Consider the following 26,635-nt stretch of genomic DNA (forward strand, 5'->3'; position numbering starts at 1 on the left):
AGCTTGGGACGGTTAGGTTATACAATCTTCTAAACGAGGTAGTCCAGAAAGAACTCCATCAATGGCTTTACCGTTTCCCCCAAAACCATGCTTTCAAACGGGCATTTATAGCACCATTGATTGTTTCGGTTATAGCTGCAGAAGCGCTTCTTCGTAAAACTATATCCAAAAAACATAAAGTAAAGAGAAAGAGTTTCTTTTTGGTTTTACAGATTTCGTCTGTTCAGGCTTACAATAAAATGATTAGTGGTATACGCGATGAACCAGAAAGCAAACTTTTTATAGAAAGGATTTTGCAACCATTCATTGAACTTTTTAGTGAGCATAAGCAACATAACTAAAGTACACTAAGCATAGAAACCACTTTATCGTAACTTGGCAGTGAATTAATTTCTCCAATCGCAGCTAAAGTAATTTTTTCATGCTGAGATAGCAATTCTTCTGCTGCTTTTTTTATATCGTAAATAGTAACAGCACTAATTTTTTCTATTAATTCGTTTTTACTGATGTATTTATTATAGTTGCCGTAGTAGTGTCCTAACGTTTCAGCACGCGAGCTAACACTTTCGCGTGACATTAAAATTTGGGATTTTACTCGCTCTTTTACTCTATTTACTTCTTCTTCCTTCAGATTGTCTGTGGACAATTTCTTTAGCTCTGTCGTTATGGATTTTAAAAGCTTATCTAGATTACTACTATCTGTACCGGCAAAAATGGAGAGCATTCCTGTATCAGCATAACTAGAGTTGAATGAGTAAATGGAGTAAGCAAGACCCTGCTTTTCTCTTACTTCCTGAAACAGGCGTGATGACATGCCACTTCCCAGTATGGCATCAAGAACTTTGAATGTGTGATATCTATTATCATCACGAGAAACACTAGGTAGACCAATTAATAAATGTACTTGATCTAATTTACGATGCTCTCGATACTCACCACTGGTATAACCTGCATTCTCGCTTTTTTTCAGCTCTTTTGAATGAATCTTTGAGAGAAAGTCTTTGATTAATTGAACAACTTCCTCATGCTCAACATTTCCTGCAGCAGCAAATATCATATTTCCGCCAAAGTAATGCTCATTTATGTAGTTATTCAGATCTTCTCGAGTAAAAGATTTGACAGTATCTTGCGTGCCCAGGATTGATCTACCAAATGGTTGATCTTTATAAGCTGCTTCAAAATACTTATCAAAAATGATATCGCTCGGTGAATCATTAGTTTGAAAAATCTCTTGTATTACAACACCCTTTTCGCGTTCCAATTCATCCTCTGGAAATGTAGAATTCATTAATATATCTATTAATATATCAATGCCAGTCTTTATATCTTTTTTAAGAACCTTTGCGTAATAACTTGTACTTTCTCTACCGGTGCAAGCATTGAAAGCTCCACCTATGTCGTCAAAAGCTTTTGCAATTTCAAAAGCAGTTCTTGTCTTTGTTCCTTTGAAAGCCATGTGCTCTAGGAAATGAGATATTCCATTTTGACTTGCACTTTCAGCTCTACTGCCAACACCAACTCGTATATTTAAAGCTACGGAATCAACTTCATGCACTCGCTCAGTTATTATGCGCAGACCATTATCTAGTTTTGTTACTTGTGGTATATTCATCTTATATATTCTTCTTTAAATTCTCTTCTACAAAATCCCAATTGATCAAATGATCAAGAAAAACTTTTATGTAGTCAATTCTGCGATTTTGGCAATCCAAATAGTATGCATGCTCCCATACATCCATAGTAAGTAGTGGCACCTGGCCATAAATTAGCGGTAGATCCGCATTTGGAGTTTTAGTGATTTTGAGTTTTCCTTTTTCAAGTACTAACCACACCCATCCACTGCCAAATTGGCTTACTCCATAATTTGAAAATTCTTCACAAAATTTGTCAAAGCCACCAATATCATCTTGAATTTTTTTTGCTAGAAGACCATCATCTTTAGGCTCACCACCACCATTTTTTTTCATTGAATTCCAATAAAAAGTGTGATTCCAAACTTGTGCTGCATTGTTAAAAATAGGAACTGTATTATTATTTCCATGAACTTTCGTTACTAATTCCTCAATTTCCATATGTTGATAATCTGTGTTTTCAACCAGTTCGTTGAGTTTATTTAAATATCCCTTATGGTGCTTGTCATAATGAAAATTCAATGTATTTGCAGATATGTAAGGTTCTAAAGCTGCTTTATCATATGGCAGCTCAGGTAAAGTAAAACTCATGCTGACCTCTTTATTTTCGATGGTATGGTAATATGTGCTTTTGCGCAACACATAATTTAGTGATGTTTGTTGCAGTTATTCTAAAATAATCTATACTGATAAGGTAACTATAATAATCTATACTGATAAGGTAACTATTTTTTTATTTTTAGAGGGTTAATATGCCAAGTTCATATAGTAATTTTAAGAAATATGTTAAATTCGGAGATGTTCCTACCAAAAGTGTTGGATGTAACAAAATTCCACAAAATAGTTTCTATAAATCCGTTTACCTTATCAACAGTGTTGTTGGGCCAGTGAAAAATGTAGCTCTTGGTAGTTACAAAAAAAATCCTTCTATGATTGGGATTATTACTTTTGCGTTAGCTAGTGTAATTCTGCAACCTTTATATCTAGCATTGGCGTATTTGTCATACTGGCCGGCAAAAGGATTAGCGAAAGTAGTAGATAGTTTTGATCTTAAGCGTAACACAAAATCGTTAATAGATTATTCATCCATGTTGTCATGTAAGGCATGGGACCATAGTAGTGCATTATCTAAATTTGTTAATGCAGTTTTGAATTATGCTGTTAGTGCTGTTATCTGGGCTGCTGCGCTCGTTGTTACACCACTCGTTTGGACTATTGATAAAGTGGCAAGTAAATTTAGTGATGCAAAAAGTGAAGGTGTTGGTGATCATCTTTTGGGAGATATATAAACTATCAGGTTTATGTGAAACCATTTTTTCTATAGGTGTCTTTTCTCTTCTACCTTATTTTGCCACACAGATACGTTTCTTCTGCCTTCTTTTTATTTAGTAAATTTTTTAATGTTTATAATCAAAACATTTAACATAAGAACTACACAAGACTACAAATGGTGAATCAGCATTACCTTAAAGAGAGTACCCATATTTTCAGTTAACCTTAAAAATTCACTGAAGATCTTATTCTTCTGTTCATTACTTGCATTTTTCATTAAAGCTTGTGCTCTTTCCTTTATACCAAAAAGGTGTAAAAATTCTCTTTGAGTCAAAATCTCACAATTTACGTGCCTTAATGAATCTTTTAATGATTGAAAGTTCACAAGTGCAGTGATGTCACTATTACCGACGTTTTCAAGAAAATTAGTATATTTATGCTGCCTTATCGATTGCAAAGTGCTCTTGTATGAAGGATATACATAACCATAATCTATAATCAGGGCAGCTCCTCCGTTATTGACTATCTTATTCTCAAGTTTCTTTAATATTTCGATTCCGGCTAGGCATACTTCCACTACTGCACCATTGAAACCCCCTGTCATTCCAGTCTGGAATCCAGTTTTTGGTCTGGTTAAGCACTGGAGTGACAATGAAAGACTGCCATCATCTTGTTTTATTACTCTATTTTCATACCACTGCTTATCACGATAAATAAATTGGTCAATTGGAAGGGCGTCAAATAACTCATTTGCAAAAAAAATAGTTGGCTGATTTGGTAAGTTGTCGACATCTGTGTGCCAATTAATATCTAATCCCTTTAATTTTTCCTTTTGTATTTTCTGTAAAATAGGGCTTATCTCAACTAGATGAATGTCCATTGAGCTAAAAAAACAGCTATATTTTTTGGTGACTCTTATTACATCATGAATGAGTGTTCCTTTACCTGGTCCAAGTTCAACTAGAGAAAATTTTGATGGCTTTCCTAATTTTTCCCATGTATTCATTATCCACACTGCAATTGTTTCACCAAATAGCTGACTAATTTCAGGTGCAGTAATGAAGTCACCATCTTTGCCAAGTGGTAATTTATTCATGTAATAGCCGTACTCTTTATGATATAGAGCAGCATTCATAAAATTACTGATGGATATTGATCCTTGGCTTTTATCAATTAATTCGTGTATATAAGTAAGCATATTATTAATAAATGTTTAACTATAGCGTGCCATACTATAAAATAGTGGAGTATTTATATATATAATATAAGTTTAAAGGCGATAGTGCTTTGGTTATGAATAGTCAAGATACGGATTATGTTACCCTTATACCTCAAGATGATGGTGTTGAATATAAATTTGAAGAAGTTGTCAATTTTGTAGAAAATAAGGTTGTAGGTGCTGATGGATTAACTTTAGCGGAGGTATTTCAAGCATTAGTTAAAATGCTGAATGGTGACCTAGAGTTAGTAAAAAAAGTGTTAGCATATGCTAATATTATGGTAAAGCATGGAATGAGGTTAGCAAAAGAGTCACAGCTAAGCAGAGCCGATGTTCGTCGAGCTTTAGAAGGCAAAGAAAGTGTGTTTAATAGGCAAGATTTTATCAAAAAACCACCTCTTGTATCTTCTATAAAATCGGTTAAAAAGAAAAGTAGAGGTCTTTAAATGGCTGAGTCTATAAAAAAATTTACTGTACAGTGTGATTTCAAAGGGCAAAGTTCACCTTTTGCAATATACATAGGAGATCCAAAGAGTGATACTCATCCAATTCACTATCAAGATTCCTGGCTTGCAAAGGAGCGTGGAGGAAACATACCTAATAGAGTCAAAGAAAGTCTGCAAAAATTATATAAGTTATCTAAAGAAAATGGAATCTCTTTCTCAGAATTATGTGCATATGCTATTACTGTAGTTAGTAATAATGATAAAAAAAGTGACGGTAAGTAGTTAGATTCTCAATATTTCATTTATAGAAGTTTTTGATCTCGTCTTCTCGTCCACTTTTTTTACTATAACTGCGCAATAGGTTGAAATGTTGTTTTTAGGTGGAGTAGATCCTGGTACAACTACAGAGTAAGGTGGTACTTCACCATAAAATATCTTGCTTGTTTCTCTGTCAATAATTTTTGTTGATGCTCCAATAAACACACCCATGCCAAGGACTGATCCTTCTCTTATTATAACACCTTCGGCTACCTCACTACGCGCTCCAATGAAGCAATTATCTTCTATAATGACTGGAGAAGCTTGAATGGGCTCAAGAACTCCGCCTATTCCCACTCCACCGGAAATATGGCAGTTTTTCCCTATTTGTGCACAACTACCAACTGTTGACCAAGTGTCTATCATTGTGCCAGAATCAATGTATGCACCAACGTTGATAAAGCTTGGCATTAGAACAACATTTTTACCTATGTAAGCAGATTGGCGGACAAAACACCCAGGAACTGCTCTAATTTTTGAATGGTAAAATTTTTCTTCATTCCATTCACTAAACTTACTACCGATTTTGTCAAACCAGCAATTGGTGTTGTCTATTATTTTGCTTTCCTCAGTGAGGAAATGTAATAATATTGACTGCTTTATCCACTTATGTACTATCCATTCTCCACTTGATAGCTTTTCTGCTACTCTAATTTTACCACTGTCAAGTAACTCAATTACCTCTTTGATTATTAATCTTGCTTCGTGTTTTAGATTATAGTCGTTAAGTTTTTCTTTATCTTTCCAAATATTTTCTATCTCATCTTGTAATTTTTTAGTTGCAAATTTTTCATTTATTATATACATATTGATATCAAATTTATATTATTTTATACGTAAGCACTATGAAAATACAATGTCATAATTGTACTAAAACTTACTTAGTATCTCGTGGGCAAATAGGTGAATCTGGAAGAAAAGTGAAATGTACAAACTGCAATCACATGTGGCATGAGTATCTAAAAGAAATGTCAAGTGAATTGTGCCCTGCTGGTATACAAGAAAAAAAAGCTAACTGGAGGCAAAGTTTAACTCTAGCTTTTGCAACAGTTGCAGGGTTATGCGTTATAATTGTTGGTGGTATCTTTCCAGGAGAGGTAAGTAAGATATATAAAGCAGTTAGTGCATATAAAGATTCAATAAGCCATAAATTAGGATACAAAAAAGTGCAAACGGAAAATTCAAGTGCGAGAGAACTTGTTGTAAATGAGTTTTATCAAGATTACCTTTTTCTATCTAATTTTAGATCTAATTAAATAGGCATAAGTCATCAATGTTATGCAAATAACTACACTTATTCCTTTATGATAGTGTCATTCCAATTTCAGCTACTTTCATGACGCCCTATGATTGTTATTACATCGTTTACTATAGATTTGTTTCAGAAGCTTACATCCAGAAAACTTGTATAGATTTTTTCTACTTCTGTGATATTATAAGCCTGTGATGATAAAATAAGTGGATATGGATAAGTCAGCGTATGAAATCATAGAGCATGAGTATGATGTGGTGATAGTGGGTGCAGGTGGAGCAGGGCTTAGAGCAACACTTGGAATGGCTGCAACTAATTTTTCAGTTGCCTGTATTTCTAAGATTTTCCCTACACGGAGTCATACAGTTGCAGCACAAGGCGGAATTAGTGCAGCCTTGAGCAACATTGCTGAAGATGATTGGCGCTGGCATGCGTATGACACAATAAAAGGTTCAGACTGGCTTGGCGATCAAGATGCAATAGAGTATATGTGTAAAAATGCTGCCAAAGCTGTGATTGAACTTGAAAATTTTGGTGTACCCTTTTCTCGTACGGAAGATGGAAAAATATATCAGCGTGCCTTTGGTGGAATGACAACTCACTTTGGTAAGGGAAAATCGGCTCAGCGTACTTGTGCAGCAGCAGATAAAACTGGGCATGCAATTCTTCATACTCTATATCAGCAATGTCTTAAATTTAACGCTGAATTTTTTGTCGAATATTTTGTAATCGATTTGATTATGGACAAAGGGACATGCTGTGGGGTGATAGCTTGGTCGCTGTGTGATGGTACGTTGCATAGATTTCGTGCACATTCTGTGGTAATAGCAACAGGTGGTTATGGACGTGTTTATTTCTCTGCAACAAGTGCACACACCTGCACAGGTGATGGTAATGGCATGGTGGTGAGAGCTGGGTTGCCACTTGAAGATATGGAATTTGTGCAATTTCATCCAACAGGAATATATGGCTCAGGGTGCTTGATGACGGAAGGATGCCGCGGTGAAGGTGGGTACCTCGTTAATTCTCAGGGTGAGAAGTTTATGGAACGTTATGCGCCAAAGGCAAAAGATTTGGCTTCTCGTGATGTAGTAAGTCGAGCAATGACAATTGAAATTAGAGAGGGAAGGGGAGTTGGGCCAAAGAAAGATCACATGTACTTGAATATATCGCATCTTGATCCGGAAGTGATCAAACTCAGATTGCCAGGTATTAGTGAAACAGCAAAAACCTTTGCAGGAGTTGATGTTACTAAAGATCCGATACCTGTTATTCCAACTGTTCACTACAACATGGGCGGTATTCCAACCAACTATCATGGGGAAGTGATCACGTTGCAAAAAGGTAAAGAAGAAGTGGTAGAAGGATTATTTGCAATAGGAGAGGCAGCATGTGTTTCTGTACATGGTGCAAATCGACTAGGTTCCAACTCGCTTCTTGATCTTGTGGTTTTTGGTAGAGCTGCCGCGCTTAGGGCAAAAGAAAAATTGAAACCTGATACACCACATAAAAAATTGCATTCAGACTGCACAGACTTGATAGTAGATAGATTTAATAAAATGAGATTTGCTTCCGGAGAGTTCAAAGTAGCAAAAATACGAAGTGAAATGCAGAACACTATGCAGAAATATGCATCGGTATTCCGTGTTGCTGAAGTTTTAGAGGAAGGTAAAAAAGCTATAAAAGAAGTAGCAAAAATGATGCCTAACATTGCAGTTGAAGATCGTAGTATGATATGGAATAGTGATTTGGTTGAAGCTCTGGAGCTTGCCAATATGATTCCACAAGCAGTTATTACCATGGAATGCGCAGCTAATCGCGAGGAAAGCAGGGGTGCTCATGCTCGTGAAGATTTCCCTGAACGTGATGATAAAAACTGGATGAAGCATACTATAGCATGGCTTAAAGAAGAGAAAAGCCAAGTTAGTGTAGAAATTGACTATAAAAAAGTTGCTGAAAAAACTCTGAGCGATGAGATTGATTTCATCGCCCCGGAAAAGAGAATTTATTAGTTAACCCATCTGGTTTATTTATAAATTGACGTAGTATTGATACATAGCTCATTTGAGTAGCTGGGCTTTCTTTATGCTCCGATTGATTTGACGATCTTTGTACTTCTTGCTCTGCTGAGTTGTTAGCTAAATTTTGTTGTTCAGTAATATTTTCAGGTTGTTTTGCAGCTAGGTGATCATCTTTACGGCTTTGCTTATTGTTGGTTAATTCCTTAACAGACTTCCTAATGCCGCTAAGTCCCAAAGTGAATATCAGACAGACCACTCCTGTTATAGCTATGATGGGTAACGCTGCTCCAATTGCAATTTGTCCTTGAAAGCAAGAAAGTGTTACCATTGTAATAATAGTAGTTGCTACTGTGATTGCTAACAATACACTAGCTCTTCTGCCAGGATCAATGCATTTCCATGCAGCAGATGCTCCTTTTTTTACACCAGAACCTAGCTTTTTAATGCCTGATTGACATTTTTTCGAAGCAGTTCCACAGTGGTATTTTTCCTCAAGCTTCTCTTTTAGTTCTTTAGCTTTCTCCTGTGCTTTCTGTGGAGTATTTGAACAATCTTTTAGATCGCGTAAAGTTAAATAGTACTTTTTAGTATGGAATTCTGGATCTTCTAACCATAAAGAATCAGGGTTAGCACCGTTTTGTAATAATGCTGCACAAAACTTTGTTGTATTATCATAATTAGTTGCTAAATCAAAAATTGTTTCTTGCGATAGGTATTCGATACTTTTTTTTTCTGCTTTTTTCTTTAGTGCTAATTCTAGAGGTGTATTGCCTTGCCTGTTAGTTGCTTTTATAGCTTCATCTAATTTATCTTCAGATATTTTTCTTTCTTTTACTAAACTGGAAATCAACTCCAAACATGCAACCTTTTGTTCTCCTTTTAGCGAAGCAATGTGATGCAGAATATTATTACCCTCTTTATCTTGAGCAGTGATATCAGCGCCATTTTGGAGAAATAACTCTAAGGCTTTATATCTATTTGTTTTTTCAAATTTTTTATCTGTACATGATCGATTCTCATTTTTTTCTTTTATATGCTGGAATAACTGATGTAGAGGTGTTTGTTTTGCTGTATTTTCAGCATTTATAGCTTTTTTAAACTGTGCTTTAAGATACTCTTTTTCTTCCTCCTTACTTACATTTAATATTATATTTGAAAATTCAAACTTTCGTTTTTGCTTTAATTCTAAAACTATTAGATGTAAAGCATTATTACCATCTGTATCTTTCAGGCTAATATCTGCCCCTTTTTGCAATAACTCTTCAAAACGTTCTTTATCATTATCTTTAATTGCTAAATGTAGTTGATAATTATCATTACTATCTGGAGTATTTATGGTATGGGCTATAACTTCTTCAACTTTTGTTTTTATTTCTGGTTTTCGCTCAGCCAATTTTTCTAAAAATTTAAGATAGTATTCATTTTGCTTTTTAGATAATTTTTCTAAATCCTCTGTAGGTAAGCTTAGCTTGGCTCCATACTTTAACAATTTTGCAAGAAACTTAAGTGTGTTATCGTTATCTTGGATTGTGTGAGAATCATGTTTCCCTTTTATTATCTTGTTAATTAGTGCTACCTGAAAAGGAGTCTTTCCTTCTTGATTTTCACTATCAACAAGTTGTACTAAATTTTTCTCGTTAGCTATTTTTATCAAGGTATCTAGAAACTTAAGCTTTTGTTTCTTTTTGAGCGATGCAATAAGGTGTAAAATATTATTTCCTTTTTTATCTGTTATGCCACTGACGTTTGTGCAATCTTTTAGGTATTTTCTAAATTTCCTGTTGTTTCCATTTTGGATTGCATTTAGTAATTGAACGTCATTATCAGAATCCGATATTCCGTTTATTCTATCTTCAAAATCGCTATCAGAATCTGATATTCCGTTCATTTCATCTTCAAAATCGCTACCGTAGCCACTGTCTTGTTCGCTGTACCTACTAAAACAACTTTTAGTGACTTCAGAAATTACTTGTTTTTTTGTTTCATTTGATATTCTTTTCGATCGTTCTATTACTTCACCTAGCACTGGAAGGAAACATTGGACATAATATCTGTGATATTTTTTCTGTTCTCTAAGCGATTCTTCTAATTTAGTTAATACTTCAGGACTAGCGCCTTCCTTAAATAACCTTTTACATTCCTTGAGTGTTCCATCTCGACTTCTTGGTTTTTCATGCTTATGTTTTTCTTTTTTTACCTTTCTCTCTATAATATTATATAATTGCTTGTCTTTTTTATCTTGTTTTTCATTTTTGTTTATACATTTGTCTAGTTTATTTGCATTACTAACTAATACACTTGAATCTATACTCATATTAAAACCTCAATATTAAAGCTATTTGGCGTTAGCGCTTCAACTAACAGCCTATTGAATTGGACTTTTAAATTGAGCTAGATGTTATCGAAATATAGGTGGAAAGCTAGTTTCTATTAGAAAATCTGTTGTCATAATTAAATCCCCACTTTAGCACTTGTCTACTATTTTAACTATTTTATCTTAAAAAATAATAAATGTGGCTAAACTGTGAAGCGTGAATGCTGCTAAAAGAGATAAACAAATATTTTTATAGATCTTTCAAACTTGATTTTTCTTCTAATTTTTTAAGCATTCCTTTACTTAGTATTGATTTTATCTCTTCTACGCTTTTATCAAGATCATCATTAACTATGACGTAATCATATTTATTACTTTTACTTATCTCTTTTTGCGCTTCGGCTAATCTCCGCTCTATTTCAATTTCATCATCACTATTACGCCTTTGTAGACGCAGTCTAAGCTCTTCCATTGAGGGAGGTAGTATAAAAACACTTACAACTTTTTCTCTTAAGATTTCAAATAAGTGAAATGCTCCTTGCCAATCTATATTCAGTAAAACACTTATGCCACTGCTCAGGTTTTGTTCTATAAAATCTTTTGGTATACCGTAAAAATTCTCAAAAACTTTAGCATATTCAAGCATTTGACCAGCCTTACATAGTTCATGAAACTTTTCTTCAGTAACGAAAAAATAGTCTTTTCCATTTACTTCACCGGGACGAGGTTTGCGTGTAGTCATAGAAACAGACATAACTAAATCAGTTGATTGCTCAAGTAATTTTTCTGATATAGTAGTTTTTCCAGCTCCAGAAGGAGAGGATAGAATCAGTAGTATGCCCTCATTTTTTACGGTCATTTTTCTTTATTTAACAAGTACATTATAGAGTTTTTTAAGACTTTGTATTTTTTGAGTCAAAGTTTAAAAGACTAGAGCCTTCTAAATTAGAATTTGATAAATTGGCATCAACAAGAGAGGAATTATCAAAAATAGTATAACGTAAATCAGCTCTTTCAAGATTTGCCTTATTCAAATTAACGTTTACAAACTTTGCTCTGCTTAATATTGAATTAGAAAAATTAGCATTTTCTAAATTCATGTCTTTAAACTCAAAGTAAGAATAATTTACATCAAATTTTTCACCCTGCGATATTTTCTCTTGCAGATCTTTAATTGAAGTTATAGCACTCTCTAGACCTGTAATTTTGCTCTGTCCCTGATTGTCAATCAAAATTGAATTATCAAATTTGCAATCTGTTAAATGAATATCAGCAATTGAACTTTTATATATGCTTGAAGAGAGGAAAGAGACATCACTCACTGTTGAATTACTCAAATTGCTAAGAAAAAAACTAGTCTTTCTAAAGGCATTATCATAAAACACGGAGGATTTGAAATCACTTTCAATAAAGTTTGAATTAGTGACTTTTGACTTAGACCAGCTCGAATTATCAGCTAATAATTTGAAGAATATTGAATTTTCTATCTCACTCGAATCCATATTATGGTGGGAAAGAGTACTATTATAAATTTGAGAGTCTTTAATTTTTGTCTTATACATTGAAGTTGTGGAAAGATCTGAATCTTCTATTTTTGCAGAGGTAAACAATGAATGGTCAAAGAACGAACCATTCATGTCAGAATTCACAACTTTAGTATTATGAAACTTTCCGTGACAAATGTTAGCATCATAGGCGTTAACTTTATACAATTCACTAAAACTAAAATCAATATTAGATAAGTCAGCATCCTGAAGGTCTGATTCGAAAACATATGCATGTTTTATCTTGGAACCATTTAGTATAGATTTAATGAAGTTTGAATTATCCCCTTTCACATAGGAAATTTGTGAATTGCTTAAATTGGCTTTTTCGAAATTACTGTTGACTATAATGGAAGAATTAAAATAGGCGTTTGAAAGATTGCTACCTGTAAAATCCGATTTTTTTATTTCTGCACCATATATGTTAGCATTTTTTAATGAAGAAAATTGTACCTTGAGCTTATGTGCATCCACTCCAAAGAAACTTGCGTTGTCGAAATTATTTTTCTGCATAACAGTGTCGTTTATTTCACTATCACTAAAATTGATGTAGCTGGCACTTGAGTTTGATAAATTGGAGAAATTCATTTTTACATTCAAAAACTTGGTATGCAAACCAATTATATTACGCATACTTACTTTGTTGAGATTAGAATTGATAAAATCAGCATAACTGATATTAGACTGATCAAATATGATATCTGTTAAATTTGTAGAAGCAAATTTTGAAAAACTTAAATTTGTGCCTTTTATTTTAACGCCATGTAAATTAGCATTGGAAAAATTAGCACCACGCAAATCAACATCGATAAAAGACACATCTGATAAATCGGTGTTAGAAAAATCGGCACCAATTAAACTTACTCCATCAAAAATAGATTTGCTTAAATACAATTGACTAAAATTAGCACCATTTAAATTAGGACCAAAACCTTTCTTAAAATCTTGTGGTATGCCTGCTTTGTTGCACTGTACTAAAAATTTAGCAAAATCTTTTGTATTGTAAGATACGTATTTTACATCGTGCAGAGCACTTAAAAAATCATTGATTGCATCATCTCCATAGCATAAATGACCAACTAAAATTAATATCAAAAGTCTAATTATCTTTTGCATCGCAGGTACTTTCTTTTGTTTTTATAGCAAAGTTATACATCTCTGAGTCTTCTTCATTGTTTATTTCTTTATCCTCTAAAAGGTATGGCATCATTTCGGCAATTGCGTTTATTATGTTGATCTGATTCCTTTCGATTGCTATTTCAATAGGGGACTTAAAATTATTATCAACTACTCTAGGATCAGCACCTTGTAATAAGAGAAAGCGAACTGTGTCTATTTCACCTTGTTTCACTGCATAAATTAGAGGAGTATCACCCAATTTATTTCTAAATCTTAGTATTTCTTGAATTGTTAATCCAATTTTTTCTAGCTTATTTATTACTCCTCTTAGACAAATTAAGTTGCCCTTCTTGATGCAGTAAAAAAATTGCTTACTGTAATCATCAGTAAATATAGTTTTAGGAAGGTGCTCGTTTAGGCTATCATATTGTCTTTTATATATAGACTTGCTTTTATGTTTTTTTATTTCTTTGTTTAGCTTTGTCCATTTTTCGCTTTCTTCATTTTTTTTGTTCACAGGTGTTATATTGTCAGGCTGTTCTTCTTTCTTTTTCTCTGTTAATTGGCTTGTTGAAAGTTCGGTGTCTTTTTTGCTAATCTCCTCTTCAGGCTGTAGGTTTGTTTGATTATTGTGACTGATTTTCTTCTCTTCAGGTTCTTCTTTTTTTTCTTCTGATAAAGGACTTGTTAGAGCTTTGGTATCTTTTATATTAGTCTCCTCTTCAGACTGTAGGTTTGTTTGATTACTTGAAGGTACTTCTTCATTGATTACATTTGTTGGGTCTGTGCTTTCTTTGAGTTCGCTCAGAAGCGGAGAAGTTTTTTCAGCATCAGTGTTGCTTTTCGATACGTCTTCTTGATTTATACTGCTTTCATTTTTATTTTCTTCAGGCTGTTCTGCAGCAAGCAGGTTAGATATAACAATTAATAGTATGAAGAATGCTTTATATTTCATAAACATTGCAAATATAGGCTTAATTAAAATGATACTATAATCAAATGATTAATCTACAGTAAAAAGTGCTTTAGTTATTGTACAAGTATGATTATGTAAAAATTTATTTTTCTCTTTTATCTAGGTTTTATCTGAAATTGTCATTCGAGTAGCTGACATACAACTGTACGGACATTAAAGAAATCAGTATACAGCTGTATGAACATTGTGGTAATTTGCGTACTAAACAATGTCATCCCAGTGCTCCGACACTGGGATCCATTTTCCATCATCATTAGAAACGTTATATTTTAGCATAACTTTTAACTCACAAATTTAACTGGATGCCAGTGCTGGCTACTTTTATGACATCTATCATTTTATGTTTATAGTATTTTTTGCAAATAAACGTTCGTAGTTGTAAATTAAATGCAAAAAAATACTTGACACATTTGGTAAGTTGATTATTATCAGTAAAAATGAGGGTGTTTTAGGGCTCGAAATTCACCTTATTCAAGTCTGCAGACTTTTCAATTAATCTCTCAATAAGAAAATATAGCACAATCTACTTCAGTGCATACTTAATTTCTGTCATGAGGTGTGTTATATTTTTCTAAATCGTTTTTTATAGGAGGATCATTATGTCTAAAATTCCTTAAAATTAATTAAAGTTAAACATTAATTAAATAGTGCAGTACTGCCTTACGCGTTGCTAATCCAAACTTTACTTGCTGTAAAATAACACAATCTGCTATATCATTGCTAGTTTCGATACCTCTATTTATTGGTCCTGGGTGCATAACAATTGCATCGGGTTTTGCGTGCGATAGTTTTTGTGCATCAAGTCCATACAAATGAAAATATTCTTTTTCTGAAGAATTATTATTCATACGCTCTTTCTGCAACCTCAAGAGCATAATTACATCAGCATCCTTTATACCTTCGATTAATGAATAATGAAGTGAATCTACTTCAGAAAAATGCTTACACATCAAAGCTGGTGGTGCAACTAAGCTTATTTTTGCTCCAAACATTTTTAGCAATCTTATATTTGATCTTGCAACTCTACTGTGCAAAATATCTCCACATATAACAATTTTGAGGTTTTTTATTTGCTTTTTATGATTGATAATTACAAGATAATCTGCAAGAGCTTGAGTTGGATGTTCACTGCTTCCATCGCCTGCGTTGATTAGCGAGCAGTTGACATGCTTTGCCAATGTATTAATAATACCACTACTTTTATGCCTGATTATCATATAGTCAGGATTCATTGCATTTAGTGTTTTTATCATATCTTTTAGATCTTCCCCTTTGTTAATAGAAGAAGATTTTATTGGTAAAGTTATAACATTTGCTCCAAGGCTTTTTGCTGCTATTTCAAAAGATGCGAGCGTACGTGTTGAATCTTCAAAGAATAGGTTTATGACTATTTTATTTTTCAGAACATGACTATTTTCAACTTTTTCTTCAAGGTATTGGTTGGCTAATTTAGTTATATTTTCTACATCACCGATTGTGAGGTCTGAGATATTTAATAAATTCCTTCTCTTGTCCATAGCTCCTTTTTTGAGCTTATTCTACTTTCTTAATTTCAATTACACAACTGTAAAGTAAAGTAGAAGGAAGCTATAAAATTTTATTTCCACTTACATTCATCTGCTATCATCACAGCCTCAAAAAGGTGCTTCTCAAGCTCACTTATAGGTAGATCACTTTGTGGATAATTTCCCCAAGATTTTAATGTATCAGAAGTTTCAATACCTTCAACAATGGGATATTCTTGATTTTTTTTAGCATATAATTCTTGAGCCTGCCTGCTTACAAAAAACTCCAATAAAGCTATAGCATTTTCTCTGTGTTTTGCGTTTTTTGTTACTGCTGCACCACTAAGATTCACCATTACACCATCACTCGGGAAGAAAGCTCCTAACTTTTCTGTGATATTCTTTTTATTTTCTGATGAAAGGATTCTTGCAAAGTAGTAGCTGTTTACTATTGCAACATTGCCTTCACCAGCGGCTACAGCATAAATTTGATCTGTGTCACCACCGCTTGGTTTTCTTGCCATGTTGCTTACAATTCCACTAACCCATTCTTTTGTTTTTTCAAAACCATTTTTTGCAATCATAAAAGCGATCAATGATCGGTTATATGGACTTGTGGAAGAGCGTACTAATATTTTCCCTTTCCATTTTTCATCCGCTAAATCTTCATAGGTACTTAATTCCTTAGGATCTACTGATTCTTTATTATAAACCAATATTCTAGCTCTTTTTGTGAGACCAAACCAATAATCTTCATTATCTCTAAATTTTGCAGGTATGGCATTTTTTAGAGTCTCTGAATCCACTCGAGATAAGAGCCCTCTTTTTTTGGCTAAAATCAAATTCACCGCATCTGCAGTTAAAAACAAATCAGCTTCACCACCATTTTCCATGCGTGAAAGCAATTGAGAATAATCGTCAATGATATAACGTACCTTGATACCAGTGGTTTTTGTAAAATCATCAAACAAACTATGTACTAATTCTTCTTTACGAGATGAATAAACGTTTACTACTTGTGAATCATCAATTCCGCTATTTTTATATAAAAAATTAACGACTATCAATAAAGCCGCTACTAAAGATATAAATATTAAACCTTTTTTCATAAACAAATCCCTTCCTTTTCATCATCTCAAGCTATCAAAATAGCAAGGTCTTAGCAAGTGTAAATCTTCAAAACGTTGCAGTTACAGTACTGGAATAGCGATAAAAAGAAGTACGAGCCAGATTTAATTAATAATATAAGTAATATCTGGATGGCCACATCGTTCAGCAACTACTTGTAACAATTTTGAACTAATCTTTTCTTGACTGCTTTTTACAGTTTTAATAGCTGTTTCATTAGGATTTTCACTATTAGCATTTTGTTTATGTAATAACAAATAATCTTTAAAATCAGTTTTGCTCCAATGATTAATTGTGCAAGCTAAAGTGAAAAGCAGTAGAGTGCCTGAAATTGCAACGATTGGCCAGTAAATAGTAGGATTTGTGTATGAACTTACTATATTGCTCAAACCACCTGTTGAATAAAGTGCTAAAGGGAAGGTTATGTTTCCAGTAATAAGAACTGTTCCTAAGATAGGAAGCCATATTCTATCATTGATTAATGAATTTACTTTACTCTTGTAATAGATTGGCTGGCCTGTAAGTTCTACGATGTTTGAATTACTTTTTGCTTTTTCTGGAAGAGAGTGAAACGTAAAGTAAACACGATTACCGTTGCTATATTTTAATACCAAAGACTTGATGCATTTCTCATCTTGCTTAAGTGTATCTAATATTTCATCTAAAACTTTTTTGGTATCTCTTTCTGTAATCTTGTGCTCCTTAGTACGGACTGCTTGCATAAGTTCCCACGTAATTCCCAAGACTAAACAAGACGCTAATACCCCGCCGAATATAGTAACAGGATTTACGCTGCCGATGAATCCAATGAATTCTCTTTGCTTCACAGCTAAAACGATTGCTGTAATACAACACGCCGTAACAAGGCCTACAAAAGGCATTGTAACTTTCTTCTTTTGCATCGTATATTTTACTTTCTGTAAAAATCTGTTTGTCTTTTTATTATCTCCAAGCAAAGATTTTTCAGAGCCATCTGTTTGATATGATGGTGGAGGAGTTGGATTTTCCTTCACTCTTTCTTTTAAATTTTCTGATGTTTTTTGACTATTCCAAGGTTCGCTGTATACTGTTTCTTGAGAAGATGATTTGCTTAGGTTTGTATTATCTACTTCACTATCTGAACTCTTTTTCAAAGTTTTTTTACTTATATCTATTGATGCATAAAGAGGTTCTGAACTGTTCACATTCGATCCTTCTTGCCTTTCTTCATAAGAACTTGATTCGCTAGCCGAACTTGTATGTTGTAAAATTTCATTTTCACCATTTGTTTGTTTCGTTGTTTTGCGAGGTTGTGGTTGTGGTGGAATTGTTTGTTCTATTCCACCTCTTTCAGTTGTTCTGACGTTTCCTACGTTTGCTGATCCAGGCATATTTGCTCCAAAGTTAATTACAATGCTCTTTTAATTACGCTATAGTTATTAAGATATAGTGAATACTAATTTAAGAATAAATATTAGTATAAGAACTGCTGATCAAAGATCCTTTCATTCAAAGGGCAATCTTTGTCAAAAAGTAGAGTGACTGTATTTTCGTGATCTTTCTGTATTTTTACCTGCGATATGTCGTGAAATTCCTTGTAATCTGATACTACAAGTGCTGGACGATTTTTCAAATCATTGATATCAATTTGCACTATTGTATCATTTGAGATTAGCGCTCCATTCCAACGCCTTGGGTAGTAGCTATTGATGGAAGTCAGTGCAAGTAAATTTGAATTAAGTGGTAAGATTGGCCCACCGGCAGAGAAGTTATATGCAGTGCTGCCTGTTGGGGTAGACAATATAATTCCATCTCCTCTGAATTTTTCTACTTTTAGCTTATCATTAATGGTAATATTCATCTCCACTATTTGATTTGCATTTCTAAAGACATACACTTCATTTACTGCGATGTAATGGTGTTTTTTGCCACTTATGTCTGTGGCTTCCATTTTTAGTAAAGTTAGCTGAGTAGGAACTGCATGTTCTATATGATCAATTAGATCTTTAAAACATTTATTCATTAAAAATCCGACGTTACCGGTATTTATTCCATATACATGTATATCTTTATTTCCTATGACGTAGTTGTGCAGAGTGCGTAGCATAAAACCATCACCGCCAACAACTATCAGCAAATCAACTTCATGCTTACCTGCTTCTGCTATATTGATAAAATTGAGTTTCTGTAGTAGTTTAGATACTTCCTGAGACTTGGGTAGCGAAGAAGCAATATAGCCTACATTTTTATATTTATACATGTTAAATAAAGAGGGGAGGAACTAAAAAAGACTCCCGTATTTATCATTAAACTTAGCTATTTTACTATCCTTCTCCCCTGAACCGCTTGTCAAACTTCCAGTCCATGCAGGATGAGTAAGAGGATCTCTATCAAGCTTTATTCTTTGACCTTCTTTTCCATAAGTGGAATAAGTTTCAAACTCTTGACCATCTGTCATAACTATAGTAACTTTGTGATAATCGATTTCTGCCATTGTTCTTACAAATTTCTTACCAGCTAAGATTTTAGTGAATCTGGTTCATTTGGTCAATCATTATTGTGAAATATTGACAAAAAATAAATAAAGTAGTATTCTCAATGAAGAATGAAAAACTTTTTATGATTTTTGCTTTTCCTGGTCAGGGCTCCCAATTTGTAGGAATGGGAAAGAGCTTATATGATGAATTTTCAGTTGCAAGGAACGTATTTGATGAAGTAGATGACATATTGGGTAGAAAGCTGTCTCATTTGATTTTCAATGGCCCTATTGAGAAATTAACTATCACGGAAAACGCTCAGCCAGCTATAATGGCAGTGTCAATTGCAACGCTACGTGTTATGGAGCATGTGCTTGGTAAATCTCTTCACAATGTTCAGTATGTTTGTGGGCATTCAGTTGGCGAGTATACAGCGCTGTGTGCTGCAGGGGCATTGACGCTTGAGTCTGCAGTCAAATTGCTAAAAGTTCGTAGCGAAGCAATGCATGAAGCTTCACTGAAATGTAAAGGTGGAATGGTTGCGCTACTTGGAGCAGAAATAAGTGAAGTAGAAGGTATATTAAAATCAGCTCAAATTGATTGTGAAATTGCAAACGATAATGGTGGTGGGCAGGTAGTGGTGAGTGGTACTGCAGAGGCTCTTGAGGTCTTACCTGATTTATTCAAAAACTCAAGTGTCAAGAAAATGATAAAATTACAAGTTAGTGGGCCTTTTCATTCATCTTTTATGAAACCTGCTGATGAAAAACTTCTGGAATTTTTAAAAAGCATCAACATAACTCGCCCTTCGATTCCTTTTGTATCAAACGTTACAGCTAAGGAAGAAAGTGATCCAGAGATCATAAGAGCTTTGCTCGCTAAGCAAGTTGTAAGTAGAGTAAGATGGAGAGAGATGGTTTTATATATGACAAGCCATGGCACTAATAAGTTTGTTGAAGTTGGCCCTAACAAAGTTTTATCTAATCTAGTTAAAAGAATTGACCAATCTATCAATACAAAAAGCATAGGTAGCATTAGTGATGCTGATAACTTCTTTAATGAATCATTAATGTTGACAGCAAAAAATTTAAAAATAAAAGCTTATAACTAACATAAAGTAAAATTTGTACTATTTTTTGCTTTGATTATTGATAGCAGCGGAATGTCAAACATCGACACTAAAGAATATGATCTAGCGTTGGGTGATACCACGGTTAAGCTTTTTATTAAAAGTAGCGATACAAGTGGGATCAATTTTATTAATGTGCATCAAAATGAAGTAACTTCAAAAGGGGCTGGTGAGCATATACTCCAGCAGTTTGGTGGAAGAATGCTATACATTACTCATGGTGATGGTACTCCGCGTAATGTAGAATTTTACTTAAATGGTGAGCGGTATGAATTCGATCCCAATCGCATGTTTGATGATGTAGGTGCAGAAGCTAGCTTAAGAGAGTTTGGCAGTGTTTCAGAAGATGCTTTGAGAGCTGTTAGAAACTTTGCAGAAAGAATTTTAGATTTTTTACTTCCTGGTCAAGATCACGTTATCGCTCTGCACAATAACTACAATTCTCCCAGCTACTCATTCAAGAGCTATTTTTCTCCACCACTTTCTCATGATGTGCTAAAGATTTCTCCAGAAGTGTGTCCGGAAAGTGGAACGGGTGAGTTTTTCTATACGACAGTTGAAGATTGGTTCGATGCTTTAAAACAGAAAGAAATTTTTAATATAGTATTGCAAAATAACAAAGCAGTTGAAGATGATGGTTCTTTATCTGTATATGTAGGGAAGAATAATATTCGGTACTCTAATGTGGAAGCTGAGCATGATCATTTAGAGCAGCAAATAGATATGCTATATTCTATACACAGTGTTTTATTTCCTCAACCCTTAACAATAGAGTTATAGCAACATGGAACGCACTAACGAACTACCTGTCATCTCGTTTGGCTTTTTGAGTCCAAGTAGCTGTAAAATAGTAGGAGCAATATCAGATAATTTTCCATCTCTCAGTTTTAAATTTTCACAAGATATAATAAATGGAACTTTATTTAGAGTGTGCGCTGTGTGAGGTGTGTTATTTTCTTCATCGAACATACATTCCACATTACCATGGTCTGCTGTAACAATGAGTGCAGTATTACCCACTTCTTTGACAACGCTGAGTACTTTTGCAAGGCAATCATCTACAGCGAGCACAGCTTGCTCGGCTGCTTTTATATTACCTGTGTGTCCCACCATATCAGGGTTAGCGTAGTTTACAACTATCAGCGCAAATTCTTGAGAATGAATTTTTTTTACAAGCTCTTCTGTGAGCTCAAAGGCTGACATTTTAGGCTGCAAATCATAAGTTTTAACTTTTGGTGAAGGAATTAGTATTCTTTCTTCACCGGAAAAAGGTTCTTCTCTTCCGCAATTAAAAAAGAAAGTCACATGCGCGTATTTCTCAGTTTCAGCAATGCGCAGTTGCCGTAATTTATTGTCTTCTATTATCTGTCCCAAAGTGTTGGCAAAAGATTCAGGAGGAAAGAGATAAGGGATTTTTAAATCCGCTTTGTATTGCATCATACTTAGAATTGAAGAAAATTTTGCTACCTTAGCGTAATCTGTTTTGCCTAGCAAAATACTTGCCAATTGTATCATTCGATCAGCACGAAAGTTAGCCAATAGCAATCCATCTTCTGGTTTTATACCTTGATAATCTCCTATTATTGCGGGCCTGATAAATTCATCGGTTATATTATTTTGGTAATTTTCATCAATAAGCGATACTGCATCATCATAACGAGGCGCCTTTGCAAATGCGATGGCTTCATAAGCTTCAATTGTTCTTTCCCACCTATTATCACGGTCCATAGCATAATAACGCCCAGAGATAGTGGAGATTCTTATATCATTTTCCTTTATGCTTTCTGTAAATTCTTGAATGCATCTTTTCCCTGAATTTGGCAGTGTGTCTCTGCCATCTAAAAATGCGTGTATTACAACTTTAATTCCGCGCTGTGATATTTTGTTTGCTAAAGATGAAATGTGCTTTTGATGCGAATGAACACCGCCATCTGATATCAATCCCATTATATGGCATATGCCATTCTTACTTTTTAGATCATTAATAAAATTCTGTAGATTTGCATTATTTTCTATCGTTTCGATTTCTTGATTAATACGCTGAAGGCTTTGCATTACCACTCTACCACTGCCAATATTCATATGGCCAACTTCTGAATTGCCTATTTGGCCTTCTGGTAATCCAACATCAGTTCCACAGGCAGATAAACTGCACTTTGGATAATTAGAGCTAATATGTTGCCAACAAGGTGGATTTGAATTGCTAATAGCATTGTATTTACTATTTTCTATTCCATTGCCCCAGCCATCTAGTATACATAAAACGACTGATTTAAAGTTCATATAAAAGTTAACATCGAAACCCCCAATGGTACCAAAAACAAACTCTTCTCACAACTTTTGTGTTAAAATAAGAGATATAAAAAGCTCCTTAGAGGTATGAGATTTTTCATAAAATATTTTATTAAAGTGATTGACAGTTGCTGAAGTGTTTATTAAAACACTTGCATAGCTTTAATAGTGAGGTTAAATGAGCTCTAGCCAATATATAAAAGGTAATACTTTAGTAACATCAAGCGCTATGGTTAATGCAAACAAGTTCGTAAATTTTTTAAAAATAGTACACACATTAGAAAGCTTATTTTACGATATTCAAGCATTGATTGTGAAGTTATAAAAGAATTAGCTCAGCTTTCTCATCTTACTTCACTTGATCTAAGTTGCTGTTGTATTGGTACAGAAGGTGCGAAGATTTTAGCAAGCGGGAATCTTATAAATCTTACTTCGCTTGATTTAGGAGGAAACGAAATTGGTGATGAAGGTGTAGAGGCTTTAGCCAGTGGAAATCTTACAAGTCTTACTGAGCTTAAATTATATGATAATAAAATTGGCGATAGGGGGGCAAAAGCTTTAGCAAGTGGAAACCTTCAAAAGCTTACTTTACTGAGTTTAGGATGGAATGAAATCAGTGACAAAGGTGCAGAGGCTTTAGCGAGTGGGAATCTTACAAATCTTATTACGCTTAAAGTATATGATAACAGCATTAATTACAGAGGTGCACAGACTTTGGCGAGTGGAAATTTGGTGCGTCTTACTTCGCTCATTTACAATTATTGCAGTATTGATGAAACATTGCCAAAAAATGTCCTTCCTCAATTAAAAAGGAAATGTAATAAAAGAAAAATAGGAGAGGAGCCAGATAGCAAGCTAAGTGAAGCGCAGACATCTTTGCATTTTGACAGTAAAGGCTTTAAAACTATATAACTTCACACGTTTTGTCTGTTTAAGAGACAAAAAAAAGGTAGTGAATTTTGGGCTAAAAGTGAAATGTACAGATTGTATAAAATAGTGCTCCCCGGGCCGGATTCGAACCAGCGACCAATTGGTTAACAGCCAACTGCTCTACCACTGAGCTACCGAGGAATAAACTGTTTTCAACTTATCATATTGAACGTAGATTGTAAATGGTTTTTATGTGGACTTTAAACCTAGATATCATTCCAGAGCATGGAGCTGTAATCCAGTTCTTATTACCTGATATGCTCATTTGACAGTTAAGTCTTCTCTACCCCGATTTGCATAACACCTTCGCTCATGGTTAAAAGATACCGAGGCAGTAGAGTGTATTAGTTTTTGCAAGCTGTTATTTTGCTATGGATTGCTGTAATGGCATCATCTATTTTATTGTTATCACAGCCTGTTTGGGCAAGTTCGGCATTTCCACCGCAATCCCTTCTGGTTACAGTAGATACTAGCTCTTTTGCATTGATCTTATTAGTTAAATCTTTACTTACTTTGACAATCAAAACTGTTTTATCCTTTTCTGTTACCGTGAAGGCTATTACAGTTTTCGGTTTTTGTTGCTGTAGAGCAAATTCCCTTATTATACTTCCTGGAACGTTATTGAAAGTGTGGCTTACGAAATTTATTCCATTTATTTCGGTGCTTTTTATATTTTCTACACTGATAAGCTTTTTATAAAGATTTTTTATTTTGACTTCAAATTCTTTGCGCTCTTGGCTTAAAATACTGAGTCGACTTGTTATTTCATTTACTGGTGCTTTTACGAATTCTGCAACTTTTTTTAAGCTAATTTCGTTATTGCGTACATAATTAATTGCTTCTTGACTGGTTAACGCTTCAATTCTTCTTACTCCAGATGCAACGGAACATTCTGCTGCTATCTTAAACAAACCAATTTCTCCAGTACGTTCCACGTGTGTACCGCCACATAATTCTTTTGAGTCTCCAATTTTTATAACCCTAACCTTATCACCATATTTTTCACCAAATAAGGCCATCGCTCCTTCGTCTATTGCCTGATCCATACCTTGAACTTTTGTAGACCTAGAAAGGTTTTCTCTGATTAGAGAGTTTACTATATCTTCTACTGAAGACAGCTGATCCTGAGTGACTGGCTTATTGTGACTAAAGTCAAATCTTAGTCTATTTGGTGCGACTAGAGAACCTTTTTGAGTAACGTGATCACCTAAGATTTTTCTGAGTGCAAAGTGTAGAAGATGTGTAGCTGAATGATTTCTGCTTAAGTCTTGTCTTCTTTTTTTGTTAATACTAGCTGTAACTGTATCACCTTTACGAACTGAACCAGACTCCACTATACATCTGTGTAAATATAGGTCATTAATCTTGTTGGTATTTTCCACTATGATTACGCCTAAATCTGGTGTCATTCCAGCGCGTGACGCTGGAATCTGGATCCCAGTATCAAGTACTGGGATGACAAGAAGGAACTTTCCAATATCTCCCACTTGTCCACCTGACTCTCCATAAAAAGGTGTTTTATCAAGTATAATAGTTATCTTTTCTCCTTCTTTTGCAGAATCAATTAATTCATTTTTAGAGGAAATTATTGCGAGTACTGTTGCATCCTTTACTTCATCACGTTCATAACCAACAAATTCCGTTTTGCCAAACTGATCGATTAAATTAAACCATACTTGTTCAACAGACTTTTCACCAGATCCAGTCCAATTAGCACGTGCTCTTTCTTTTTGCTCTTTCATTGCATTATCAAAACCTTTTTGGTCAAAATTTATTTTCCTTTCTTTCAAAATATCAAGTGTGATATCCAAAGGAAATCCATAAGTGTCATATAGTTTGAATGCTGATTCTCCAGATAGAGTGTCACCTGATTTTAAATCTGCAGTAAATTTGTCCAAGAGATTAATGACTTTCATTAAAGTGTCTTTAAAGTTTTCTTCCTCTGATTTTAACGTCGTTTCTATTAAGCTTTTAGCTCTGATTAGCTCTGGATAAACATCTCCCATATAAGCCAAATTTGTGCCATCTATGAGTGCAGGAAAAACAAGATGCAATAAAGAATCATTATATCCAAGTAGGTGGATATAACGTGCTGCTCTCCTAATTAATCTGCGTAATACGTAATTCCTGCCTTCGTTTCCAGGAAGCACTCCTTCTGCGATGAGAAATGCAGCTGCACGAAGGTGATCTGCGATAATCTTATGAGCTACTTTGTTTTCCGTATTTCCACAGTACTCTTGCGATTTACTTACCAGAGCAGAAAATAGGTCGATATCATAGTTATCATGGACGTTTTGCATAACAGCTGCTATTCTTTCAAGACCCATTCCGGTATCGATGCATTTTTTTGGTAATTTTTGTAAATTACCTTCTTCATCTTTATTAAATTCCATGAATACCAGATTCCAAATTTCAACAATTCTGTCGTCTTCATGTAAAGCGGAATTTCCATGATCGTAAAAGATTTCAGAACATGGGCCACATGGACCAGTATTGCCCATGCTCCAAAAGTTATCATCTGTTGTAATTCTTATGATTTTATCATCTGAAAAGCCACTTATCTTACGCCAAATTTCATATGCTTCATCATCAGTGTGGTAAACAGTTATGGATAGTCTGTTTTTATCAAGAGACAATTCTTCAGTAATAAATTTCCACGCAAATTCTATCGCAGTTTCTTTAAAGTAATCACCAAAGCTAAAATTTCCGAGCATTTCAAAAAATGTGTGATGCCGAGATGTATAGCCAACATTTTCAAGATCATTGTGTTTACCACCTGCTCTGAGACACTTTTGACTTGAGACGGCACGTTTCATTTCAGTTTTTTGCGTGCCGGTAAAGATGTTTTTGAACTGTACCATACCAGCATTTGTAAACATGAGTGTTGGATCATGCTCTGGAATCAAAGGAGAAGAAGGAACTTGCTCATGATTATTATTTACAAAAAATTTTATAAATCTTTCTCTAATTTCGTTTAGCTTCATCGTTTTTACTGAGGTTATCTATGCATAATAAGTTGTAACAGAAGTAAAATCAATTTATCAATCTAAATATTAATATATACATTACTTAGTATAATAAAG

The 26,635-nt window shown here is 34.2% G+C and carries 24 protein-coding genes, 1 tRNA gene and 1 pseudogene; 10 read left to right on the forward strand and 16 right to left on the reverse strand.

Annotated elements, in window-relative coordinates:
- The first annotated feature begins 116 nt into the window (after positions 1 to 116).
- On the forward strand, positions 117 to 341 hold the full coding sequence (locus LB100_RS02540) for a hypothetical protein (protein ID WP_456201306.1): 225 nt from the start codon (positions 117 to 119) through the stop codon (positions 339 to 341).
- Here the strand turns inward: LB100_RS02540 and LB100_RS02545 are convergent.
- Together LB100_RS02545 and LB100_RS02550 are read right to left on the reverse strand one after the other, a co-directional pair.
- A complete protein-coding gene (locus LB100_RS02545) occupies positions 338 to 1,612 on the reverse strand; it encodes a M16 family metallopeptidase (RefSeq protein ID WP_264719563.1) in 1,275 nt (424 codons plus the stop codon). The two genes, LB100_RS02540 and LB100_RS02545, sit on opposite strands and share 4 nt — an antisense overlap.
- Before the next feature lies 1 nt (position 1,613).
- Positions 1,614 to 2,222, reverse strand: a complete 609-nt coding sequence (locus LB100_RS02550) for a superoxide dismutase (RefSeq protein WP_264375731.1) — start codon at positions 2,220 to 2,222, stop codon at positions 1,614 to 1,616.
- A gap of 161 nt (positions 2,223 to 2,383) precedes the next feature.
- Between LB100_RS02550 and LB100_RS02555 the strand changes: the two genes are divergently transcribed.
- Positions 2,384 to 2,920 (forward strand): hypothetical protein, encoded by a 537-nt coding sequence (locus tag LB100_RS02555; protein ID WP_456201308.1) that lies wholly within the window; start codon positions 2,384 to 2,386, stop codon positions 2,918 to 2,920.
- Between the two features lie 152 nt (positions 2,921 to 3,072).
- On the opposite strand, the gene LB100_RS02560 is transcribed toward LB100_RS02555, so the two are convergent.
- Positions 3,073 to 4,101: a class I SAM-dependent methyltransferase gene (locus LB100_RS02560; RefSeq protein WP_456201310.1), complete on the reverse strand. Its 1,029-nt coding sequence runs from the start codon at positions 4,099 to 4,101 to the stop codon at positions 3,073 to 3,075.
- Between the two features lie 95 nt (positions 4,102 to 4,196).
- Here LB100_RS02560 and LB100_RS02565 point away from each other — a divergent pair, with 95 nt between their 5' ends.
- Together LB100_RS02565 and LB100_RS02570 are read left to right on the forward strand one after the other, a co-directional pair.
- Entirely contained in the window at positions 4,197 to 4,568 is a 372-nt protein-coding gene (locus LB100_RS02565; RefSeq protein WP_264336858.1) for a hypothetical protein, read from the forward strand.
- A complete protein-coding gene (locus LB100_RS02570; protein WP_456201311.1) occupies positions 4,569 to 4,850 on the forward strand; it encodes a DUF2610 domain-containing protein in 282 nt (93 codons plus the stop codon). It abuts the gene before it with no gap.
- Here the strand turns inward: LB100_RS02570 and dapD are convergent, their stop codons facing one another.
- Positions 4,851 to 5,693, reverse strand: a complete 843-nt coding sequence (gene dapD / locus LB100_RS02575; RefSeq protein ID WP_410543056.1) for a 2,3,4,5-tetrahydropyridine-2,6-dicarboxylate N-succinyltransferase — start codon at positions 5,691 to 5,693, stop codon at positions 4,851 to 4,853.
- 38 nt (positions 5,694 to 5,731) lie between these two features.
- Between dapD and LB100_RS02580 the strand changes: the two genes are divergently transcribed.
- The gene (locus LB100_RS02580; protein WP_010406912.1) at positions 5,732 to 6,142 is read left to right on the forward strand and encodes a zinc-ribbon domain-containing protein; all 411 of its coding nucleotides are present in this window, start codon (positions 5,732 to 5,734) and stop codon (positions 6,140 to 6,142) included.
- Between the two features lie 208 nt (positions 6,143 to 6,350).
- Complete coding sequence (gene sdhA, locus LB100_RS02585) at positions 6,351 to 8,150, forward strand: succinate dehydrogenase flavoprotein subunit (protein ID WP_264336878.1); 1,800 nt, start codon at positions 6,351 to 6,353, stop codon at positions 8,148 to 8,150.
- Here sdhA and LB100_RS02590 read toward each other — a convergent pair.
- The 9 genes from LB100_RS02590 to rpmE all read right to left on the reverse strand — a co-directional run bounded on the left by LB100_RS02590 (position 8,122) and on the right by rpmE (position 19,218).
- Complete coding sequence (locus LB100_RS02590; RefSeq protein ID WP_456201314.1) at positions 8,122 to 10,473, reverse strand: ankyrin repeat domain-containing protein; 2,352 nt, start codon at positions 10,471 to 10,473, stop codon at positions 8,122 to 8,124. The genes sdhA and LB100_RS02590 overlap by 29 nt on opposite strands.
- 250 nt (positions 10,474 to 10,723) lie before the next feature.
- Positions 10,724 to 11,332 carry a guanylate kinase gene (gmk, locus tag LB100_RS02595; RefSeq protein ID WP_264336860.1) on the reverse strand — a complete coding sequence of 203 codons (609 nt, stop codon included), beginning with the start codon at positions 11,330 to 11,332 and terminating at the stop codon, positions 10,724 to 10,726.
- 34 nt (positions 11,333 to 11,366) lie between these two features.
- Positions 11,367 to 13,133 (reverse strand): pentapeptide repeat-containing protein, encoded by a 1,767-nt coding sequence (locus tag LB100_RS02600; RefSeq protein WP_456201316.1) that lies wholly within the window; start codon positions 13,131 to 13,133, stop codon positions 11,367 to 11,369.
- Complete coding sequence (locus LB100_RS02605; protein WP_264719555.1) at positions 13,117 to 14,091, reverse strand: ankyrin repeat domain-containing protein; 975 nt, start codon at positions 14,089 to 14,091, stop codon at positions 13,117 to 13,119. The genes LB100_RS02600 and LB100_RS02605 overlap by 17 nt, the downstream gene beginning before the upstream one ends.
- Before the next feature lie 650 nt (positions 14,092 to 14,741).
- Positions 14,742 to 15,629 carry an aspartate carbamoyltransferase catalytic subunit gene (locus LB100_RS02610; protein ID WP_264331303.1) on the reverse strand — a complete coding sequence of 296 codons (888 nt, stop codon included), beginning with the start codon at positions 15,627 to 15,629 and terminating at the stop codon, positions 14,742 to 14,744.
- Positions 15,630 to 15,709: 80 nt separating this feature from the next.
- The gene (locus LB100_RS02615) at positions 15,710 to 16,726 is read right to left on the reverse strand and encodes an extracellular solute-binding protein (RefSeq protein ID WP_456201318.1); all 1,017 of its coding nucleotides are present in this window, start codon (positions 16,724 to 16,726) and stop codon (positions 15,710 to 15,712) included.
- A gap of 123 nt (positions 16,727 to 16,849) precedes the next feature.
- Complete coding sequence (locus tag LB100_RS02620; protein WP_456201319.1) at positions 16,850 to 18,115, reverse strand: hypothetical protein; 1,266 nt, start codon at positions 18,113 to 18,115, stop codon at positions 16,850 to 16,852.
- An 83-nt stretch (positions 18,116 to 18,198) separates the two neighbouring features.
- Entirely contained in the window at positions 18,199 to 18,984 is a 786-nt protein-coding gene (locus LB100_RS02625) for an NAD kinase (RefSeq protein ID WP_456201321.1), read from the reverse strand.
- Positions 18,985 to 19,005: 21 nt separating this feature from the next.
- Complete coding sequence (rpmE, locus tag LB100_RS02630) at positions 19,006 to 19,218, reverse strand: 50S ribosomal protein L31 (protein ID WP_006013575.1); 213 nt, start codon at positions 19,216 to 19,218, stop codon at positions 19,006 to 19,008.
- A gap of 125 nt (positions 19,219 to 19,343) precedes the next feature.
- Between rpmE and fabD the strand changes: the two genes are divergently transcribed.
- Positions 19,344 to 20,312, forward strand: coding sequence for an ACP S-malonyltransferase (gene fabD, locus LB100_RS02635; protein ID WP_456201412.1), 969 nt, complete (start codon positions 19,344 to 19,346; stop codon positions 20,310 to 20,312).
- Positions 20,313 to 20,363: 51 nt separating this feature from the next.
- Positions 20,364 to 21,110, forward strand: a complete 747-nt coding sequence (locus tag LB100_RS02640) for a hypothetical protein (RefSeq protein WP_456201322.1) — start codon at positions 20,364 to 20,366, stop codon at positions 21,108 to 21,110.
- Here the strand turns inward: LB100_RS02640 and gpmI are convergent.
- Positions 21,105 to 22,613, reverse strand: a complete 1,509-nt coding sequence (gpmI, locus tag LB100_RS02645; RefSeq protein WP_456201323.1) for a 2,3-bisphosphoglycerate-independent phosphoglycerate mutase — start codon at positions 22,611 to 22,613, stop codon at positions 21,105 to 21,107. The genes LB100_RS02640 and gpmI overlap by 6 nt on opposite strands.
- 330 nt (positions 22,614 to 22,943) lie before the next feature.
- On the opposite strand from gpmI, the pseudogene LB100_RS02650 reads away from it, so the two are divergent.
- Both LB100_RS02650 and LB100_RS02655 read left to right on the forward strand, forming a co-directional pair.
- Positions 22,944 to 23,234, forward strand: a pseudogene (locus tag LB100_RS02650) (hypothetical protein); the annotation flags it as partial.
- 102 nt (positions 23,235 to 23,336) lie between these two features.
- Entirely contained in the window at positions 23,337 to 23,534 is a 198-nt protein-coding gene (locus LB100_RS02655; RefSeq protein ID WP_456201324.1) for a hypothetical protein, read from the forward strand.
- 87 nt (positions 23,535 to 23,621) lie between these two features.
- Here the strand turns inward: LB100_RS02655 and LB100_RS02660 are convergent.
- Together LB100_RS02660 and alaS are read right to left on the reverse strand one after the other, a co-directional pair.
- Positions 23,622 to 23,693 (reverse strand) — tRNA-Asn (locus tag LB100_RS02660).
- A gap of 203 nt (positions 23,694 to 23,896) precedes the next feature.
- Positions 23,897 to 26,536 carry an alanine--tRNA ligase gene (gene alaS, locus LB100_RS02665; RefSeq protein ID WP_456201325.1) on the reverse strand — a complete coding sequence of 880 codons (2,640 nt, stop codon included), beginning with the start codon at positions 26,534 to 26,536 and terminating at the stop codon, positions 23,897 to 23,899.
- Between the last annotated feature and the right edge of the window lie 99 nt (positions 26,537 to 26,635).

Source organism: Wolbachia endosymbiont of Protocalliphora sialia, assembly GCF_053891855.1.

Bases quoted from the DNA above. Each gene is read 5' to 3' on its own strand.
- LB100_RS02545 (WP_264719563.1), bottom strand. From the start codon at position 1,612: ATGAATATACCACAAGTAACAAAACTAGATAATGGTCTGCGCATAATA.
- LB100_RS02550 (WP_264375731.1), bottom strand. From the start codon at position 2,222: ATGAGTTTTACTTTACCTGAGCTGCCATATGATAAAGCAGCTTTAGAA.
- LB100_RS02555 (WP_456201308.1), top strand. From the start codon at position 2,384: ATGCCAAGTTCATATAGTAATTTTAAGAAATATGTTAAATTCGGAGAT.
- LB100_RS02560 (WP_456201310.1), bottom strand. From the start codon at position 4,101: ATGCTTACTTATATACACGAATTAATTGATAAAAGCCAAGGATCAATA.
- LB100_RS02565 (WP_264336858.1), top strand. From the start codon at position 4,197: ATGAATAGTCAAGATACGGATTATGTTACCCTTATACCTCAAGATGAT.
- LB100_RS02570 (WP_456201311.1), top strand. From the start codon at position 4,569: ATGGCTGAGTCTATAAAAAAATTTACTGTACAGTGTGATTTCAAAGGG.
- dapD (WP_410543056.1), bottom strand. From the start codon at position 5,693: ATGTATATAATAAATGAAAAATTTGCAACTAAAAAATTACAAGATGAG.
- LB100_RS02580 (WP_010406912.1), top strand. From the start codon at position 5,732: ATGAAAATACAATGTCATAATTGTACTAAAACTTACTTAGTATCTCGT.
- sdhA (WP_264336878.1), top strand. From the start codon at position 6,351: ATGGATAAGTCAGCGTATGAAATCATAGAGCATGAGTATGATGTGGTG.
- LB100_RS02590 (WP_456201314.1), bottom strand. From the start codon at position 10,473: ATGAGTATAGATTCAAGTGTATTAGTTAGTAATGCAAATAAACTAGAC.
- gmk (WP_264336860.1), bottom strand. From the start codon at position 11,332: ATGACCGTAAAAAATGAGGGCATACTACTGATTCTATCCTCTCCTTCT.
- LB100_RS02600 (WP_456201316.1), bottom strand. From the start codon at position 13,133: ATGCAAAAGATAATTAGACTTTTGATATTAATTTTAGTTGGTCATTTA.
- LB100_RS02605 (WP_264719555.1), bottom strand. From the start codon at position 14,091: ATGAAATATAAAGCATTCTTCATACTATTAATTGTTATATCTAACCTG.
- LB100_RS02610 (WP_264331303.1), bottom strand. From the start codon at position 15,629: ATGGACAAGAGAAGGAATTTATTAAATATCTCAGACCTCACAATCGGT.
- LB100_RS02615 (WP_456201318.1), bottom strand. From the start codon at position 16,726: ATGAAAAAAGGTTTAATATTTATATCTTTAGTAGCGGCTTTATTGATA.
- LB100_RS02620 (WP_456201319.1), bottom strand. From the start codon at position 18,115: ATGCCTGGATCAGCAAACGTAGGAAACGTCAGAACAACTGAAAGAGGT.
- LB100_RS02625 (WP_456201321.1), bottom strand. From the start codon at position 18,984: ATGTATAAATATAAAAATGTAGGCTATATTGCTTCTTCGCTACCCAAG.
- rpmE (WP_006013575.1), bottom strand. From the start codon at position 19,218: ATGGCAGAAATCGATTATCACAAAGTTACTATAGTTATGACAGATGGT.
- fabD (WP_456201412.1), top strand. From the start codon at position 19,344: ATGATTTTTGCTTTTCCTGGTCAGGGCTCCCAATTTGTAGGAATGGGA.
- LB100_RS02640 (WP_456201322.1), top strand. From the start codon at position 20,364: ATGTCAAACATCGACACTAAAGAATATGATCTAGCGTTGGGTGATACC.
- gpmI (WP_456201323.1), bottom strand. From the start codon at position 22,613: ATGAACTTTAAATCAGTCGTTTTATGTATACTAGATGGCTGGGGCAAT.
- alaS (WP_456201325.1), bottom strand. From the start codon at position 26,536: ATGAAGCTAAACGAAATTAGAGAAAGATTTATAAAATTTTTTGTAAAT.